13 protein-coding genes are annotated in these 17,459 nt (G+C 49.7%); 7 read left to right on the top strand and 6 right to left on the bottom strand.

The genetic code is table 11. The features are described 5' to 3' along the window. Position 1 precedes the first annotated feature (1 nt). Together KSO86_RS08180 and KSO86_RS08175 are read left to right on the top strand one after the other, a co-directional pair. The gene (locus tag KSO86_RS08180; RefSeq protein ID WP_216378759.1) at positions 2–1,642 is read left to right on the top strand and encodes a restriction endonuclease FokI C-terminal domain-containing protein; all 1,641 of its coding nucleotides are present in this window, start codon (positions 2–4) and stop codon (positions 1,640–1,642) included. Next, positions 1,635–2,942: an ApeA N-terminal domain 1-containing protein gene (locus tag KSO86_RS08175; RefSeq protein WP_216432065.1), complete on the top strand. Its 1,308-nt coding sequence runs from the start codon at positions 1,635–1,637 to the stop codon at positions 2,940–2,942. Before KSO86_RS08180 ends, KSO86_RS08175 begins: the two co-directional genes overlap by 8 nt. Positions 2,943–3,000: 58 nt before the next feature. On the opposite strand, the gene KSO86_RS08170 is transcribed toward KSO86_RS08175, so the two are convergent. The 3 genes from KSO86_RS08170 to KSO86_RS08160 form a co-directional block, all read right to left on the bottom strand. Continuing rightward, positions 3,001–3,408, bottom strand: coding sequence for a (deoxy)nucleoside triphosphate pyrophosphohydrolase (locus KSO86_RS08170; protein WP_253280525.1), 408 nt, complete (start codon positions 3,406–3,408; stop codon positions 3,001–3,003). A gap of 76 nt (positions 3,409–3,484) precedes the next feature. Further along, entirely contained in the window at positions 3,485–4,408 is a 924-nt protein-coding gene (locus KSO86_RS08165) for a DUF8370 family protein (RefSeq protein WP_216378755.1), read from the bottom strand. Between the two features lie 567 nt (positions 4,409–4,975). Then, a complete protein-coding gene (locus tag KSO86_RS08160) occupies positions 4,976–5,743 on the bottom strand; it encodes an SDR family NAD(P)-dependent oxidoreductase (protein WP_216378753.1) in 768 nt (255 codons plus the stop codon). A 36-nt stretch (positions 5,744–5,779) separates the two neighbouring features. Between KSO86_RS08160 and KSO86_RS08155 the strand changes: the two genes are divergently transcribed. Next, positions 5,780–6,586 carry an exodeoxyribonuclease III gene (locus KSO86_RS08155; RefSeq protein ID WP_216378751.1) on the top strand — a complete coding sequence of 269 codons (807 nt, stop codon included), beginning with the start codon at positions 5,780–5,782 and terminating at the stop codon, positions 6,584–6,586. Here the strand turns inward: KSO86_RS08155 and KSO86_RS08150 are convergent. Continuing rightward, positions 6,579–7,394, bottom strand: coding sequence for a serine hydrolase domain-containing protein (locus KSO86_RS08150; protein WP_216378749.1), 816 nt, complete (start codon positions 7,392–7,394; stop codon positions 6,579–6,581). The genes KSO86_RS08155 and KSO86_RS08150 overlap by 8 nt on opposite strands. 368 nt (positions 7,395–7,762) lie before the next feature. On the opposite strand from KSO86_RS08150, the gene KSO86_RS08145 reads away from it, so the two are divergent. The 3 genes from KSO86_RS08145 (at position 7,763) to KSO86_RS08135 (ending at position 11,310) form a co-directional block, all read left to right on the top strand. Then, positions 7,763–8,842 carry an inositol-3-phosphate synthase gene (locus tag KSO86_RS08145; RefSeq protein ID WP_216378747.1) on the top strand — a complete coding sequence of 360 codons (1,080 nt, stop codon included), beginning with the start codon at positions 7,763–7,765 and terminating at the stop codon, positions 8,840–8,842. Between the two features lie 222 nt (positions 8,843–9,064). Then, positions 9,065–10,570 carry a coiled-coil domain-containing protein gene (locus KSO86_RS08140; protein WP_216432063.1) on the top strand — a complete coding sequence of 502 codons (1,506 nt, stop codon included), beginning with the start codon at positions 9,065–9,067 and terminating at the stop codon, positions 10,568–10,570. Positions 10,571–10,611: 41 nt separating this feature from the next. Then, entirely contained in the window at positions 10,612–11,310 is a 699-nt protein-coding gene (locus KSO86_RS08135; RefSeq protein WP_216432061.1) for a hypothetical protein, read from the top strand. 75 nt (positions 11,311–11,385) lie between these two features. Here the strand turns inward: KSO86_RS08135 and KSO86_RS08130 are convergent, their stop codons facing one another. Together KSO86_RS08130 and clpB are read right to left on the bottom strand one after the other, a co-directional pair. Next, a complete protein-coding gene (locus KSO86_RS08130) occupies positions 11,386–12,858 on the bottom strand; it encodes an amino acid permease (protein ID WP_253280524.1) in 1,473 nt (490 codons plus the stop codon). Between the two features lie 81 nt (positions 12,859–12,939). Next, complete coding sequence (clpB, locus tag KSO86_RS08125; RefSeq protein WP_216378744.1) at positions 12,940–15,606, bottom strand: ATP-dependent chaperone ClpB; 2,667 nt, start codon at positions 15,604–15,606, stop codon at positions 12,940–12,942. 1,433 nt (positions 15,607–17,039) lie between these two features. Between clpB and KSO86_RS08120 the strand changes: the two genes are divergently transcribed. Further along, on the top strand, positions 17,040–17,234 hold the full coding sequence (locus tag KSO86_RS08120; RefSeq protein ID WP_216378742.1) for an Rv0909 family putative TA system antitoxin: 195 nt from the start codon (positions 17,040–17,042) through the stop codon (positions 17,232–17,234). Positions 17,235–17,459 lie beyond the last annotated feature (225 nt).

Below are 17,459 nucleotides of genomic sequence, written 5' to 3'. Positions count from 1 at the left end.
TATGGCTGAAGCAAAACAATACTGGATGGTCCCTCGCCCACACAGAAAGCCTCATCGTGTTCCTCTAAACTTACAGACGTTTTCTTCCGTTGCTTTAGGGAAACAATGGAGAGGAAATCGCGCTATACAGATAGCGTTTGAGAACGCTCTGGACAATCGCGGCTTAAAGATCTCTGGTGATTACTCTGAAAGAGCTGTAGGGCGCGGAGGATCTGGTGGACGCACCCATGCGGCACTCCTCTATGCTCTTGGGCTTTACTTCACGTATCCGACCGAAACCAATTCAGATACTGTTTTTCTTACACTCGCTGGGGAAGATTTAGTGAATCACAAACCAGCACTTCCAGTACTCACGAATCAGATTCTTTCTTTTCAATATCCTTCACCATACTCGGTGAATAGACATGTAAATATCGATAGAAGATTTAAGCTTAGGCCATTCGTATTTCTCTTGAAGTTACTCTTACACCCGAGTATAAACGGGTACTTAACAGCTACTGAAATAGCAACCTGTGTACTATGTTTTGCGGAAAAGCATAACGATAAAGCCGTATCAGAAATTGCCGAAAAGATTCTGAATTTTCGTTCCGAACAAAAAGTTCCAAGTTCTCTAGCTGAAACGGCAAATTTATCTAAGCCCTCTGACAAAATTGTGTTACAAGGCCAAACCCTAGGAGATATCGCAGATACAATAATGCAATGGTTGCTCTATACGGGGCTAGTCGTCAAAGACGATATGAGAACAAACAGCACCATTTCACCGGGCACAACAGTTAAACTTGATCCTTCAAAAGTCAATAAAGTACGTGATCACATTAAACATTTCGGCAAATTACCTTTGATGCCAGTCTTTGAAGATCAGATTAATAAAAACGAGAAATCAAAAGCATTAGCTAGTTTTCAAAGAACCTTTGGAAGAGGTCCTTTGCATAGCCGCGATAATAGACGAATATCAGAAATTCAGGCTTCGGCAAAACAACTAAGCGACCTAGCAATTATCTCTGCTGCTGTAACAACGCTTTTTCCTGATCGTCTAATAACGGAACCTACTGAAGAATTAATCACCATCATTCACAATCAGACCGGTCAACCAGAGTCATTCATTGAAGCTGCTCTCATACAGCTATTCCCTAATAAACAAAAAGTACTGTCCGACTTCTTGCTACGCTACCACGATATGGCTTTTTCAGGAACAGATAATGCCATACTTTTTGAAAAGACTACCGCGTCAATCTTTCACGATATTTTTGGATTTCATACACAACATGTCGGGCAACAAGGTAAGAAACCAGATGTACTCTTTTCCGATGAGAGCTTCGAAGGAATAATCGACACAAAAGCATATTCTAGCTATTCACTAGAATCTGATCATCAACTCAGAATGCAAACAAATTACATCCCTTCTACTCCCAATGCGCAAGTTTTTATATATATCGCGGGTGGTTTCTCTCCAAGCTTCGGAGCTCACCTAAGAACAATTGTTGACGCCACCAATGTCCATGGTTGCGGGATTGGTATACAAGCTCTTATTCGACTTATTCAGGGATACCCCTCAAGTTGTAGGACACGCTCTGATTTGATTAGTCTCTGGCAATCTGATCGTGAGCTTACAGTGCCAGACATAGTCAGCTTCCTTGACTAGAATAATCCCTCTAAATCCTATGTCTAGTAAATTTAAGGAATCAGATATTCGTGTTGGCTGGCTGATTGATCCTGACTCTTCCACGTTGCTTTATCCTGCAACAATTCAGTACACAGCCAAAGGCGTTGTGGGAATAATTAATCTATCCATTATAGATAGCAACGGATACTACCGAGAGCACTCTTCCCAGATTGGGAGAAATTCAGTCCCAGAAACAATGTATTTTTCAGACGCATACGGCCGTGTTTGTCTTTGGCGGTGCCGAAATTATGGCTTGCAGGCAACAGCCTACGGTTCGGAACTAAAATTTTTTGCACGTATCGCAGTTAATTCCGATAGCTTCTACACCCAAGCAGAGATAACCTCCATGGTGACGAAAGCTAGAATTCTAGATGCATGGTTTAACCTCGGAAAGATGAATGCGTCTATAACTAGAACGCCCCACACACGTTTTGAAAGCAATATTCTTGTATCAGATCCTGTCCCCCTTTCTCCTTTAATGCATCTAAAGGCCACTTCACGCTGGGAAACATACCATAATAGTATTGAATTCAACGGAAACATCTGCACCACTCTGGAATCCCACAGCGATCCCGGAGCCGAGTTCGGCGATCACTATCAAGTACACCAAAATCTCTACACACTGTTTGCTATTAGCGCTTGGAAACCTTGTTTCATCTCTAAACTACTCATTCAGGCAAACCCTCACAACGAATCAGACTTAATACCCTTCTCTGACCTGGAACCTGTTTATGTATCTGAGCGATTCATTTCATATGCCAGCGATGCACCCGAGGTTAGTTTCCTTTTCTCTCATGAAGATCTACAAGAGGATAGCTATAACCGTTGGCTACAACTCTGCGATCACCAACAACGCATAGTAGAATCTCTTGTCAATGTTTTATATTCCGCCGATCCCTGGAATCCTGAATTCATACTTACACTTGGCCCAGTTTTGGAGCGAATTGGCTTAGAAATAGCTAAAAAATCTGAGGATTCCAAATATTTTTCAAGCCGAAAAGGACAGGTGCCTTTCAAATCAGCATTGAAAGCAATTATCGATCAGCTACCACTATCACCATTAGATGACCCAAACGAATGGATAGTGCATACGCACGAAGCTTACACATCATGGAAACACGCAGACAGAAAGCTCGCGTCACGAGCTACAGTATTGTCCGCTATCAAGGAAAGTCTAATGATTATACGTTTCTGGATTTGCCACAAGATAGGTGTTGATCTGTCAGACGTACAAGAGAGACTACACTCTGATAGTCTCTATCAAATTCATTTCAGATAAGAAACTGATTAATTGCACTAATAATTGTTATTTTATCGATTGTTTTCCATCATATTACTTAAGATAAAAAGGTAGCTAGCTTCTCAATAATAGGAATATCAGCTGGTGCCCACTCAACACTAAATAGCTCGTCAGCACCTAGCCATCGAATTTGTTTGTGCTCGGTCAGCGTTGGTTCTTTGCCGATGATCTTTGCGAAGTAGGCATCTAGGCGAACAATACCGAAGTCATACTCAAATTCTGACCGGCCAACGAACTCGCCGACTTCCGCATCAGTCAATAGCTCTTCGCGTAATTCACGGACGAGCGTCTGCTCGGGCGTCTCCCCCGGCTCAATTTTTCCACCCGGGAATTCCCAATAATTCTCGAGTGCACGTCCTGGACCTCGCTGCGCCGCCATAATCTTGCCATCGCGCTCAAAAACTGCGCCCACAACGTGAATCAATTTCTTATCCGTAGTCGCCAAAGTACACCCTCACTATTCTTTTACTGGTAATAAGATTAGCAGCCCCGAGCAGACACTTGTCTTCTATGCCAAGAAATTAATCTTCAACATTCCAAGGATCTCCATCTTTATTTTTAAGATGTCTAAAAAGGTAAACATCATCTACATAGGACTTATGGCGTTCAAACAGATTGATTTCTCTATCTTTGAAAGCCTGCAACACTACATCTGAAACCAGAGACACACTATACGGATTCTCTTCTTTCAATCTTTGCTTCGTTTTTCGGACTTCCTCATTTCCACGAAAAATTGTGGTTCTTTCTTGGATTTCCCCCAGGATAGTCACATTGAAGAAACTCTCTCGTTTAAAACACAGATACTTCCACGTCCATTTTTTCGGAACAAGTAGAACTAATCGACCTTGAAAATTGATCAGTTCAAAAGGCCTTTTCACCCAAGTACGCTCGTTAATATCCCAGACCTCTAGATTTCTAACTTCTACAGGAAGCGCCCCAATTTGCGGATATTTTACTCGCATTTCTTGCGTAAACCTAGCCAATACTGGCCTAATCAGCTTAGTAGTGATATCTGAAACGCGATCTACAGCAACACCGTCCGTTAGCGGAGCAAGAACTTCTATCTCATTTAGTATCCCAACCTTGACTTGTGCACAAAGATCATTCATAAGCGACTCATGCATAGCTTCACCCAAAATAAATGAACTACCTTTTCCTCCCTTTGCAGTTTTAGACATTCCCAATCCACATTCATCCACTTCATTAAAATGCTGGAACAGCTCTCGAACCTTTTGCCGATCTTCAGCATTTGGAGATCTTAGCAAGCCAAAACAATTCAAATCGAAACTAGAAATATAATGAAGTGCTTTTAATGCGAGTTGCGATCCTCTACGAGCCTGATACCTAATCATCGCTGGCTGACAATAGAGTTCTGTATCTCTATCTGAATCAATGTTTACAAATTCGACATCCGCGGGGAGTCCTAAATATTTTATGATTCTCATGTTTCTCCATCAGTCTTGAAAAAATTTTCTACAGAGACAAGGACTAGCTAAAAACACAGCTAAACCTATATCTAGTAGTTAGATTACAACAATCAAGTACATATAGGGATTCTTTAGCAAGAAAACATGAACCATCCAAAGTTATCCACAGACCAGATGTGGTAGCAAGAAACCGCAAATACCTCGTTAAATCGGGAAAACCCGCAATACATAATCTATTTATATTGATTATTATCTGTGGAAAACGTCTAAAACATAGTTACAACTAAAAAGTTATCCACAAAAAGACGGGTTAACTGTTTCAAAATAATAAAACAAATTACTGTTTCTCCTTCTTAAGAAGAAACACCTAAATCACGGCTCCCACACTGTCACATTAACTCGGCTATGCGTGCCGATACCCCAGTTTTACCCGCATCTACTCCCAGAACCGAATTTTCGGGACAGCCCAAAAATCTCAAACCCACCGAAGCCCAAGCCTGAAATCAGCACAATTCAAGAAACAGCTACGCCAAACCCCGGCAGTCTAGCCAACCACCGGCCAGTAATCTAACCAATAGCGCCGGCCTACTCCCGCCCGGAAAGCCCCGGCCCGGCGAACTTCCGTACCAGCCGGCGCGGCGCATGACGCACTACCCCGCTCGCCAGTTTGTAGAGCACAGTTGGCGTAACCTCCACCCGGCCCGCCCGCGCAGCCGCCAGCGCGGCCTGCACCACTTGCTCCGGCGTCGCAAAAACTGCTGCCGGCCACTGGCTCGAATCAACGTGCGAGCGCTCATGAAACTCGGTGCGAATGAGCCCCGGATTAACCACCGTCACGCCGACCCCAGTCCCGGCAAGCTCCACTGCCAGCCCCTCACTAAACGTACGAACCCAGGCCTTATGTGCCGAATATGTGCCCTGCACCGTCAGCGACGTCATCGACGCAACATTAATAATCGTTCCCCGGCCCCGCGCCGCCATCGCACCGGCCGCCGCATGACTGAGCATCATCACCGCCCGAACCATCACGTTCAAGCCGTCGACCTCGCGCTCCAGCGCGCCGCCCACAAAATCCTGACCCAGCCCGAAGCCCGCATTATTCACCAGCAAACTAATCGGCGAATCACAATCCACCACCCGGCGAGCAACCCGTGCCGTGTCCTCGTAATCAGCCAAATCAGCACTGAGTATTTCAGCCTCCACGCCGTAGCGGGCACGGATATCGGCACTCACCTCCGCAAGGCGATCGCGGTTGCGGGCCACCAGCACGACGTCGTGCCCATCACTAGCTAACTGGCGGGCAAACGCCAGCCCCAACCCTGCACTTGCTCCGGTAATCAACGCTCGTCCCATACGACAAGACTACCGCGCAACCCGTAAACTGGTCTCATGAAGATCGCAACGTGGAATATTAACTCTGCCCGTGCCCGCGCCGACCGCATCCTAGGCGTCCTCGATCGCCACGATCTTGACGTGCTTGCGCTCCAAGAAATCAAATGCAAACCGGAACAGTTCCCGGCAGCCGACATCGAAGCCGCCGGATATGAAGTCGCGGCACACGGCCTGAATCAGTGGAACGGCGTCGCCATTATTTCCCGCGTTGGTCTTTCCGATGTTCACTACGAATTCCCCGGCCAGCCCGGTTTCACCAAAGGCATTCCTGACGACGGCGCTACCTTCATCAACGGTCCGCGTGAAGCTCGCGCTATCGGGGCGCGCGTGGGCGGAATCGACCTGTGGTCACTTTATGTTCCCAACGGCCGCGCAGTCGGCGACCCGCACTACTTCTACAAGCTCGAATTCTTGCGCGCCCTCCAAGAATTCGCCACCGCCCAAACCCGCCTCGGAATTGACCTCACCTTAGTTGGAGACTGGAACGTTATTCCTACCGACGACGACGTATGGGACCCGGCCGCAATGGAAGACGGCATCTACCTGACCGACGCCGAACGCGCCGCATTCCATGCATTCGCCGATGCCGGGATGCACGAAGTATCGCGCGATTTTGCTACCAACTACACGTTCTGGCATTACCAAAAACTGCGGTTCCCCAAAAATGAGGGGATGCGCATCGACTACGTGTGGGCGTCCGAAGGACTGGCCCAACGCACGATCGCCGGCGCAATCGACCGTGACGAACGCAAAGGCAAGGGCGCCTCAGACCACGTGCCAGTGATCGTCGAATTTGCTAGCTAGCCCGCATCTGATTAGTTAACTCCGGCCAGACCTCGGCGTGCTCGTGGCCAAACATCCGGTTTCCCAAAAAGACGCCAGCTTGTTTGACCTCTGGATCGACCCACACAAACGAGCCGGACTGGCCGAAGTGTCCGAACGTCGTCGTCGGAAAATCAGATCCCGTCCAGTGCGGTGACTTGGTGCCACGGATCTCCAAACCCAGACCCCACAGATTATCCGACTGACGGCCATAACCCGGCAAAATACCGGGAATCCCAGCGAACTGCGGGGTAAACGCCTGCTGGGCCAGCTCGGGCGAAATCAACTGCGGGTCCAGCAACTCCCCCGCAAACCGAGCCACCGAATCGAGCGACGCCCGACCAGAAAACGCGATCGACCCATCCACGCTGGCATCCAGCATGCGCACGGGTTCAAGCACCGTCTGCCGCACCCAGTCCTGGATCGACATGCCGACCCGCGTTGCAACCGCCTCGCCCAGCACATCAAAACCATAATTTGAATAGATCCGGCGAGTGCCAGGCGCTGCAATAGGATCCCCTGCCGCCGACGGCAAACCCGAAGCGTGTGCCAACAAATGGCGAATAGTTGAGCCCTCCGGCCCGGCTGGTTCATCCAACGAAACCAGCCCACGTTCTACCGCTACTAGCACAGACCATGCCGCGATTGGCTTCGTGACCGATGCCAGCGAATAGACCACGTCGGGATCGCCGGCGATCCCTGCTATCTCCACGCCGCGTGGGCCAGCGGTGAGAGTCATGTAAGAGTGATCGAATGCCAAAGCGTCAGCCGGTAAAAAATCTTCATACATGCCTCCAGTTTGGCATATTCGGGCGGGCGGTGCCCGGGAGGTGGGCGGTACCGGAGCGTTGGGCAGTACCGGAGCGGGCAACGCCTGTCCGCCTCCCACCGCCGGCAGCTAGCTCAGCGCGCCCCCGCTGTCACAAAAACTCGTCGTACAGCAGAGATAGCCACTATATTCGCCTATCTCCTCCCAGAGACGAGTTTTAGGGACAACCCATGCCCAAGCCCCTAGCCGCCAAAACCGGATGTGCCGTGTTGCGCTTGCATCTAGCCTGCTAACAGATAAGACTGTTAATTGTCATGACAATTATGTCCTGACAATTAACACACTGCCCGCCACCAAAACCAGCAAGCAGACCGACCAAAGGAGAAAATATGTCAAAAATCCGCGTAGGTATTATCGGAGTTGGCAACTGCGCCAGCTCACTCATCCAGGGCGTCGAATTCTATAAAGATGCCGACCCAAACACCACCATCCCCGGCCTTATGCACGTTAAATTCGGCGGCTACCACGTGGGAGATGTTGAGTTTGTCGCCGCATTCGATGTTGACGCAGCGAAGGTCGGCAAAGATATTTCGGAAGCTATTTTCGCGTCCCAAAACAACACGATGAAGTTCTGCGACGTCCCAGAAACAGGCGTCAAGGTGTTGCGTGGCCGCACGCTTGATGGCCTCGGTGACTACTACCGCGAGACGATTACTGAGTCGGACGAGCCAGAAGTTGATGTTGTTGCCGAACTGAAGGCGGCGAAGGTGGACGTCCTCATTTCTTATCTGCCAGTTGGCTCTGAGGAAGCGGACCGTTTCTATGCCCAGTGCGCTATCGATGCCGGCTGCGGGTTCGTCAATTGTTTGCCGGTTTTCATTGCTTCTACTGAGGAGTGGTCGAAGAAGTTTGAGGATGCCGGTCTTCCTATTATCGGCGATGATATTAAGTCGCAGTTCGGTGCAACTATTTCGCATCGTGATTTGGTGGCGTTGATGGAGTCGCGCGGGGTGCGCATTGACCGGACGTATCAGCTAAATGTTGGCGGTAACATGGATTTCAAGAATATGTTGCAGCGCAATCGGTTGGAGTCGAAGAAGATTTCTAAGACGAATTCGGTGACGTCGAATATGACTGGCGAGGTGGATCCGCACAATATTCATGTTGGCCCGTCGGATTATGTGCCGTGGCTCGATGATCGTAAGTTTGCTTTTGTGCGGGTTGAGGGGACGACGTTTGGCGAGGTTCCGATTCAGATTGAGTACAAGTTGGAGGTCTGGGATTCGCCGAATTCTGCCGGTATTGTGATTGATGCTTTGCGGGCGTGCAAGATTGCGCTTGATCGTGGCATTTCGGGGAATTTGCTGTCGGCGTCGTCGTATTTGATGAAGTCGCCGAAGGAGCAGCTTGGCGACGCTGAAGCCCGTGAGCGTCTGGAAGAGTTTATTGACGGCGGTCGGGAACGATAATTAATTAGTTTTTCGACGACGGCGTGGCGTGGCTGATCCGTTCAGCCACGCCATTTTAACGCCATTGGCGGGCGTAAAAATACCTTGCTTTTCTCGCCATCTTCCCAGGAAATTTTCAGACAAATATATGGGGAAGTGTAAATTCTTATGATGTAGAAAACACTATTCAAAAATGAAACAATCTGCCTTGAAATGTCAACAAAATTCCATACTATTCAATCTATGACTTTTAAAAAATACGCAACACACTCAGTTCTGAGCCTCATGATCGCCGGAACCGCACTTGTCCACCCTTACGGCACAGCCTTCGCCGCAACACCCGCTGGACCATCAGCTCAGTGTACGCAGGCTCAAGCTGATGTCGCTTCGCACAAACAAGCCCTCGAAACACTTAAAGCACGCCAGAGTGAACTAATGAAGAAGCTTGAAGTTGAAAAAGATGCTCGTGCTCAGGCTGAGCAAAAGTTAGCTGAGCTGGAAAAAGCTGCCGAGTCTAATAAGGATAAAATCGCTCAGACACAAAACGCGATCGATCGTGCGACTGCGAAGATTAAACAACTCGAGTCGATGATTGGCCAGCTCAACAAGGCTATAGACAAGCAAACTCAGGAACTAGAAAAAGCCAAGACGGCACTCGCCGTTGCCCAAAAGAACCTTGACGCTATTGCAGCCGACCGTGATAAGACCCGCGCAGAAGTCAGCAAGAGTGAAGAAGCAGTTAAACATTCGAAATCAGAAGTAGCTGCTGCAGAAAAAGCCTTGCAGAAAGAGGAAGAGGCCTATAACAAGGCTGTCGAAGACCGTGACCATAGACTTGCTCAAAGTAAGGCCAAGCTTGAGAAGGCTACCGGAAACCTCCAGAGTGCTGAGGACCAGCTTTCCAAAATAAACGAAAATCTGGATCAAGCAAAAGCCGATAAAAAGAAGGCAGAAGACGGTCTTAGCTCATCACAGAAACGCTCCGTAAAAAAGATTGAAGAATTCAATAGCCTGAAGAAAGAGATGAACAGTTACGTTGGTCTAAAACAGCATCATATGAATGAAAAAGATGATCTAGAAAAAGAAATAACCAGACTCAATCAAAAAATTATTGAAGTGCAAACCAAGCTGAAGGCTTACCCTTCTAAAAGCGAATTAACAGAAAAGTTGAACGCTAATGATCTGGGTAAAGTATCGATGCAGCTGGAAGTCGCCCAGAAAAAGAAATACGAGCTGAAGAATAGTCTCAGCTCAAATGAGGCAGGGCGTAAGGATCTTGAACGTCTCGCAGAGAAAAAGCTCCGTGAAAGTGCCGAGGCAAGCGTCATAGTCGATAAATCTATAGCTGGCTCCCTTCAAGAATTAATAAATCAAAATGCCGATATTAAGCAGCAGCATCTTCGGTTAGAAAACGAAAAGAAAAAGCTGGGAGAGGAGATCCAAGAAAATGAAGAAACCATCCTCAAACTTACCAAGGAGAAAAACAAACTCGAGGCACTACGCATCAACATATTAGCTGAGCTCAATATCGTTGAAGAGATTCAACGGCAGCTTGATAAATTCGAGGCTGAGAAACAACAGGCAAAAAATACCAGTGAATCGCTGGACGAGAATATCGGTACATTGCAAAATGATATCGAAAGAGTTCAAGAAGGATTAATTAAGGCCCAAAAAGAAATCCGCATTCTCTCCGATGGAGTTCGTGCGGATGAGCAGACCCTGAAAAGGCTATCCGCGATATTGCATTAGCAGAGAAGGGTCGCACTGAACAGCAGGCGAAGATCGCCGAATTGTCGAAGGAAAAAGCAAAGCTCGAGCAAGAGCTGAAAGCTTTGGAAGAAACGCCAATTACGAACAACATTGCAGATCTTGTGCAAAAGTTGGACGAAGCAAAACAGCAACTGGCTGACCTCAAGATTAAACTGCAGGATGCTGAGAAACGTCTTAAGATACTTGACGCCGCCTACGGTGAAGCTTTGGCAGCTAAAGAGGCACAATCAGAGAAGGTTGCCGCGGAAACCCGTCGTGTGGAGAAGCTGCGCAATGAACTAGCTCAAGCTAACGCAGACCTTGAGGCTGCTCAGAACGAGCTGGATCAAGCCCACAAGGATCATGATTCTGCTGTTAAAGCACAGAATTCTCTCACCAAGCAAATCACTGAGACAAAAGAAATGCGTGACCACATCGCAGATTCGTCTGCCGAACTTGACCAGGTCACCAAGGAGCTTGACGCCAAGCGTATTCTTCACTCTGAGTCCGTGAAAACTGAGAAAGAACAGTGCGCAACAAAGCACCCTGCACCAATGGCACCAACACCAGCACCAGCACAGCCGATTCAAAAGACGGCACCAGCTAGCGTCCAAAACAAGGCTTCTGGACAGCTTGCGCACACGGGTGTTGCGCCAGAAGAAGCATTGCTCGGCGCTGGAGCCCTCATCGGTCTAGGCGCGCTTGCGGCGGGAGTCTCCCGACGTCGTCGTCAAGCATAAAACTTTCGCAACAACCTCAAGTGAAAACTGTGGGCTACATCGACACGATGTAGCCCACAATGATTTCTAGACGATCTAGCGAGTAGCTAAATCTTCTTCCAATAAATCGCGAGTCTTCATCGAGTGCACACTACGAACAACCCAGTAAGACAGCGTCAAGATACACACGTATGGGATGCCGGCATACCAAGCCACCGGCAATAACCAGTACAGACCAAAAAAGATACCGATAGACATAACAATCGCCAACGGCGCAACAATGTTCGCCGCCCACAACCGATGCTCCGGCAACGGCAACCCGGCCGCCTTACGCTTCGCACGGAACGCCATGTGAGTCAACATCGTCATCACCCACGTCACCAAAATACCGATCGTCGCACAACCATACAGCCACAAGAACGCATTCTCCGGGCTAGCAATTGCCAACGCCGAGGCGATAACCATGCCAACCATCGCAATAATTACAGCACGACGCGGCGAACCGTTTTGCGCAGTCACCGCAGCCCAGCTCGGCGCCTGACGGTCATTAGCAAGCGAATGAATCATCCGGCTCGACGAATACAAACAGCCATTAGCGGCCGAAAGCGCAGCCACGATCAAAATCGCGTTCATTATGTGCGCCGCACCCGAAACACCAGTAATATCCAGCGCACGTACGAACGGCGACTCATCAATCCTGCCATTTGAGCCAGCAGTTTCCGTCCATGGCTGCAACATGAGCACAACAAGGATCGCTAGCACATAAAAGAGTAAAAGACGCCAGATCATTGTGTGCGCCGCCCGCGGAACGTCACGCTCGGGATGCTCCGACTCGGCCGCACCCACAGAAACATTCTCGATACCACCAAAGGAAAAAACGGCCAAACAAATAGCAGCCAGCAAGCCCGTGACACCCTTAGGGAAAAATCCGCCATGTGCCGTGAGATTCCGAGTACCAATCGCATCAATCCCAGGGAACAGACCCCAAATAATCGACAAGCCTAACGCAATGAAGGTGACAATCGCTATCACCTTAATCATTGAGAACCAGTACTCACTCGAACCGTACAGGTGAACAGAAAACAAATTCAACGCCACGATAAACAGTGAACACAAAACCGTGCCCACCCACAGTGGCAGGCTCGGGAACCAGAACTGCAAATATGTTGCCGTTGCAGTCACTTCTGCACCCACCGCAATCAGCATGGTCACCGCAAAGTTCCAGCGCGTCACATATCCACCGTAAGGTCCCAAGTAAGATGCAGCTACCGCACCATGACCGCCCGGAACCGGATGGACAGACACCATCTCAGCCAGTGCCCACACAACAGATAGTGCCAAAAGCCCAGCCGCCAAATATGCGATAACAGTAGACGGGCCACCATAGCCAATCACCGAACCCGACCCCAAAAACAAACCAGTACCGAGCGCGCCCGAAAGCCCGATCATCGATACCTGAGCAGATGTTAATCCACGTTTGAGCTGAATATGTTTCGTTGGCATAGTTGAATCGGCAGGGACGCTCATGGTCTCTGCCGATTCAACTAGTGATGTTTCATGATCTGTCATAGCAAGGAGCTTACCCGCCCAACTACACAAATCCCACAGCTGTCCACTTTTTGGGACAACCACCATGACAACCAGACGGTATTACTGCTCCTTAACAAGCAATTGCAGCTTGTGACCGTCGTCTGCCGGGCGGTCGCTTGTCGCAACCGGCATGCCCGTTTCCCGATCGAAAACCGAGGTATCAAGCTCGGCACTGCGCACGATCACCGTCTGCCCATCACTCACCGCACCAGCAAGCAACATACGAGCCAACTGATCGCCGATCTCACGTTGCACCAACCGCCGCAACGGCCGAGCGCCGAATGCCGGATCGTATCCCTCGAACGTCAAAACCGACTTCGCATCGTCTTCCACTTCCAAAGAAATACGACGCGCCGCCAACCGCTGACTCATCTGGGTAACCTGCAAATCCACAATCTTGCCGATGTCCTGAACGCTCAACGGTTCGAAAATGATCAAATCATCGAGACGGTTCAAAAACTCCGGCTTGAAATGAGCATGCACAGCATCCATAACAGCCTTGTGTTGCACCGCCACATCCAGCTCAGTATTCGTCAAGAATTGCGAACCAAGATTCGACGTCAAAATCAAAATCGTATTGCGGAAATCAACAGTGCGACCCTGGCCGTCAGTGAGCCGACCGTCGTCGAGAACCTGCAACAAAACATCGAACACTTCCGGATGCGCCTTCTCAACTTCGTCAAGAAGAACCACACCATACGGACGACGACGAACCGCTTCCGTCAGCTGGCCGCCCTCCTCATAGCCAACGTACCCCGGAGGGGCACCAATGAGGCGAGCAACAGAATGTTTCTCGGAATATTCTGACATGTCGATACGAACCATTGCGCGCTCGTCGTCGAACAGGAACTCAGCAAGCGACTTTGCCAACTCCGTCTTACCCACACCCGTTGGGCCCAAGAACAAGAATGAACCAGTCGGGCGTTGCGGATCGGCCACCCCGGCCCGGGAACGACGCACCGCATCAGAAACCGACCGGACTGCCGAACGTTGACCAATAAGACGCTTCGCAATCTCATCTTCCATCGTCAACAGTTTCTCTGTTTCGCCCTGCATGAGCCGCCCAACCGGAATACCGGTCCAGGCCGAAACCACGTCGGCAATACCATCGGCATCAACCTTCTCCGCAATCATCGGAGCCTCATCAACAACCGTGTCCTTATCCGCTTCACCAGCCTCAATCTGCGCCTCAACCTGCGGAATATCGCCATTTTGAATCCGGCCCGCATCCTCATACCGGCCCTCACGAATTGCCTTCTCCAACTCAGTTCGCAACTCATCAAGACGCACACGCAAATCGCCAACCTTATTACGGCCGGCCTTCTCCGACTCCCACCGAGCATTCAACGAAGCAAGCGCCTCAGACTTATCCGCCAATTCCGCGTTCAACCGTTCCAGACGATCAGCAGCCGAAGCGTCATCATCCGAATCGGTCTCCTCAAGATACGACTTCTCCATCTTCAAGCGGTCCACCTGGCGTTGCAAAACATCAATCTCCTCCGGAGACGAATCCAGCTCCATGCGCAACCGCGACGCCGCCTCATCAACCAGATCAATCGCCTTATCCGGAAGCTGACGCCCTGAAATATAGCGATCCGACAGAGTGGCCGCCGCAACCAAGGCACCATCAGAAATAGTCACCTTGTGATGGGCCTCGTACTTTGGCGCAATACCGCGCAAAATAGCGACAGTATCATCCACGCTTGGCTCACCCACATACACCTGCTGGAATCGGCGCTCCAACGCCGGATCCTTCTCAACATGCTCACGATACTCATCGAGCGTCGTCGCACCAACTAGGCGCAACTCCCCACGAGCCAACATCGGCTTGAGCATATTGCCCGCATCCATAGCCCCATCGCCGCCACTACCGGCACCGACAACAGTATGGAGCTCATCGATAAAGGTGACGACTTCGCCGTCGGATTCCTTAATCTCCTGCAAAACAGCCTTAAACCGTTCCTCGAACTCGCCACGATACTTAGCACCAGCCAGCATCCCCGCAATATCAAGGGAAATAAGCCGCTTGCCACGCAATGACTCCGGCACATCGCTATCGACAATGCGCTGTGCCAAGCCTTCAACAACCGCCGTCTTACCAACGCCAGGTTCACCGATAAGCACTGGATTGTTCTTAGTACGCCGCGAAAGAACCTGCACCACACGGCGAATCTCAGTATCACGCCCAATAACCGGATCTAGCTTTCCCTCGCGAGCCATCTGCGTCAAATCCGTGCCATACTTTTCGAGCGCCTTAAACGTACCCTCAGGATCTGGCGACGTTACCTTTGCAGAACCCCGCACATTAGGCAACACTGCGATTAACTGCTCGCGACCAGCATTAGCGGAACGCAAAATATCGCCGGCAGAACTCTGGTTCGCCGCCAACGCCAAAAGCAGGTGCTCAGTAGAAATATATGCATCACCCAGTGCTGTAGCCTCTTTACCCGCATCGGACAGGACGAGAGACAAATTCCGGGAAGCCTGGGGCTGGGAAGCAGTCTGGCCCTGAACTGCGGGGAAACTTGCGATCTGTGCCTGGGCGCGCTCAATCACCTTGGCAGACTCCACGCCCACCGCATCCAGCAGAGCACCTGCAACCCCACCAGATTGCTTGAGCAGAGCAACCAGCAGATGTGCCGGCTCCACGTGTGGATTGCCCGCACGCATTGCCATATCTATCGCATCAGCAAGCGCTTCTTGCGATTTCGTTGTCAATTTATCCATCGTAAAACTCCTTCGTGCCTAGCCCCGAAGGGCTCGGCAAATTATTTTCTACTGAGATAAACGCTTGATACCTTGAGTCTATTCCACTCAACCTTAATTAACAATAGTTGAATCAGCTTTATTTAACTTTCTTGCTTTTATGGGGCGCTGGGCTGTCAGGTGGGCCGTGCTGTCCCGACCTACTCTTCGTCCCATGCCCTGTCGTCCTACCTGTTGCCAACCCTGTCCCGCCAGTTGCCAACCCTGTCCCGCCAGTTGCCAGCCCTGTCCCGAAAACTCGGCCCACGTCTCAGATAAGCCACATACTGGGCTATCTACGCTACCAACCGAGCTTTTGGGACAGACATTCTTTCAAGCAAACATTTGCACTGCTGTCTGGAGACGCCTTACGACTTTCTGTTTTCCACAATCTAGCTGCCGTCAGTTTTAGTCCACAGATTTGAGTAGTAACGAAAACTCTAAGGCCACGTCACGATAATGGAGTTATGTATACCCATCTTCCCCCGCGACCAACCAAACTGGGAATATTCCGTACCAGAGAGCTGAGACTCATTGGGATACATACTCGTCGAACCCGCGAGCGCGCAATGAGATTAGGAAAAATACACCGAGTTCGTCGTGGGTGGTACGCGACTCCAGACGCGCATCCAGATTTAGTCACTGCAGTACGACACTATGGTGCCTTGACCAGCTTGTCAGCCTGCAAAATATATGGCCTGTGGACACCACCAACAACAGATATATTCGTGGCAGTTCCAGACTTTGTTAGACGTTCGCGGACGCGGGGAGTCACCCGTCGACATCTGAGTTCAAAGCTACCTGGTCCGTTGGTTCCCCTTGATACGGCATTGATTCATGTAGCACGTTATGAACCTTTTGAAACTGCTCTCATAGTATTTGAATCAGCTATCAATAAAGGCCTTATCCAGATCGATTACGCTCGTAGACTCCTTGAACAGATACCAATAACACGTGCTGAACGATTACTAAAAAGGCTATGTAGCGGGAGCCAGTCAGGTAGTGAAACACGAGTGCGCAATTACATTCAGTCGCTCCGGTTTCGCGTAACACCGCAAAAGAGTATTAACCATGTTGGCAGGGTGGATATTTTTGTCCATCCGCGCATGATTGTCGAATGTGACAGTCGCGCCCACCATACATCTATGGCTAACTATCAAAATGACCGATCACGGAGTAATTCCGCCCTGATCTGTGGGTTCCTCACTGTCCGGTTAACATACGAAGACATCTGGCTTCGCTGGAATGAAACCAAGATATGGATAAAATACTTACTTCAACACGGCTTCCAAAGATGGAAGAAGCCAGCATATTCACCCGCTAGCTAAATTGCTCCCAGAAATCGTCTGCAACAACATCGAAGTAGCAGAAGTACCTATATTCTTGACACATAGGCAAAAAGAAAAGGAGCTCTCATGTCACTATTTGATAAAGCAAAAGAAACACTTGAGAACAACAAGGACGTACTCAAGAGCGACAAGGCCGAAGAAATTTCGGACATGGTTCTAGATAAGACTGAAGAAGCAGCTAAGAAGGTCGCCGGCGAGCAGCATGCAGATAAAATCTCGCAAGCACGCGACGCAATTGATTCCAAAATTGGGAATGAGTGACTAAATATTAGCTAACTGCTAGATTAAAAACTCGCAGGGGGGGTGAGCGCATCAGCGCTCACCCCCCTGCATTTTGTTAGGTGCAGTCGCCCACTGTCCCGAAAACTCGGTATAGAGCATCGACACCCAGCTTTCAGCTTTATCTCGTCTCAGAACCGAGCGGAAGGGACAGCCGGCGCTTGGGCGGCGTAGGAGAGTCTGCCGGCAGCTCAGAACCGAGCGGAA

Origin of the sequence: Arcanobacterium phocae (assembly GCF_018913465.1) — a bacterium.
GTDB lineage: Bacteria > Actinomycetota > Actinomycetes > Actinomycetales > Actinomycetaceae > Arcanobacterium > Arcanobacterium phocae_A.
This window is presented reverse-complemented; position numbering and strand designations above follow the sequence as displayed.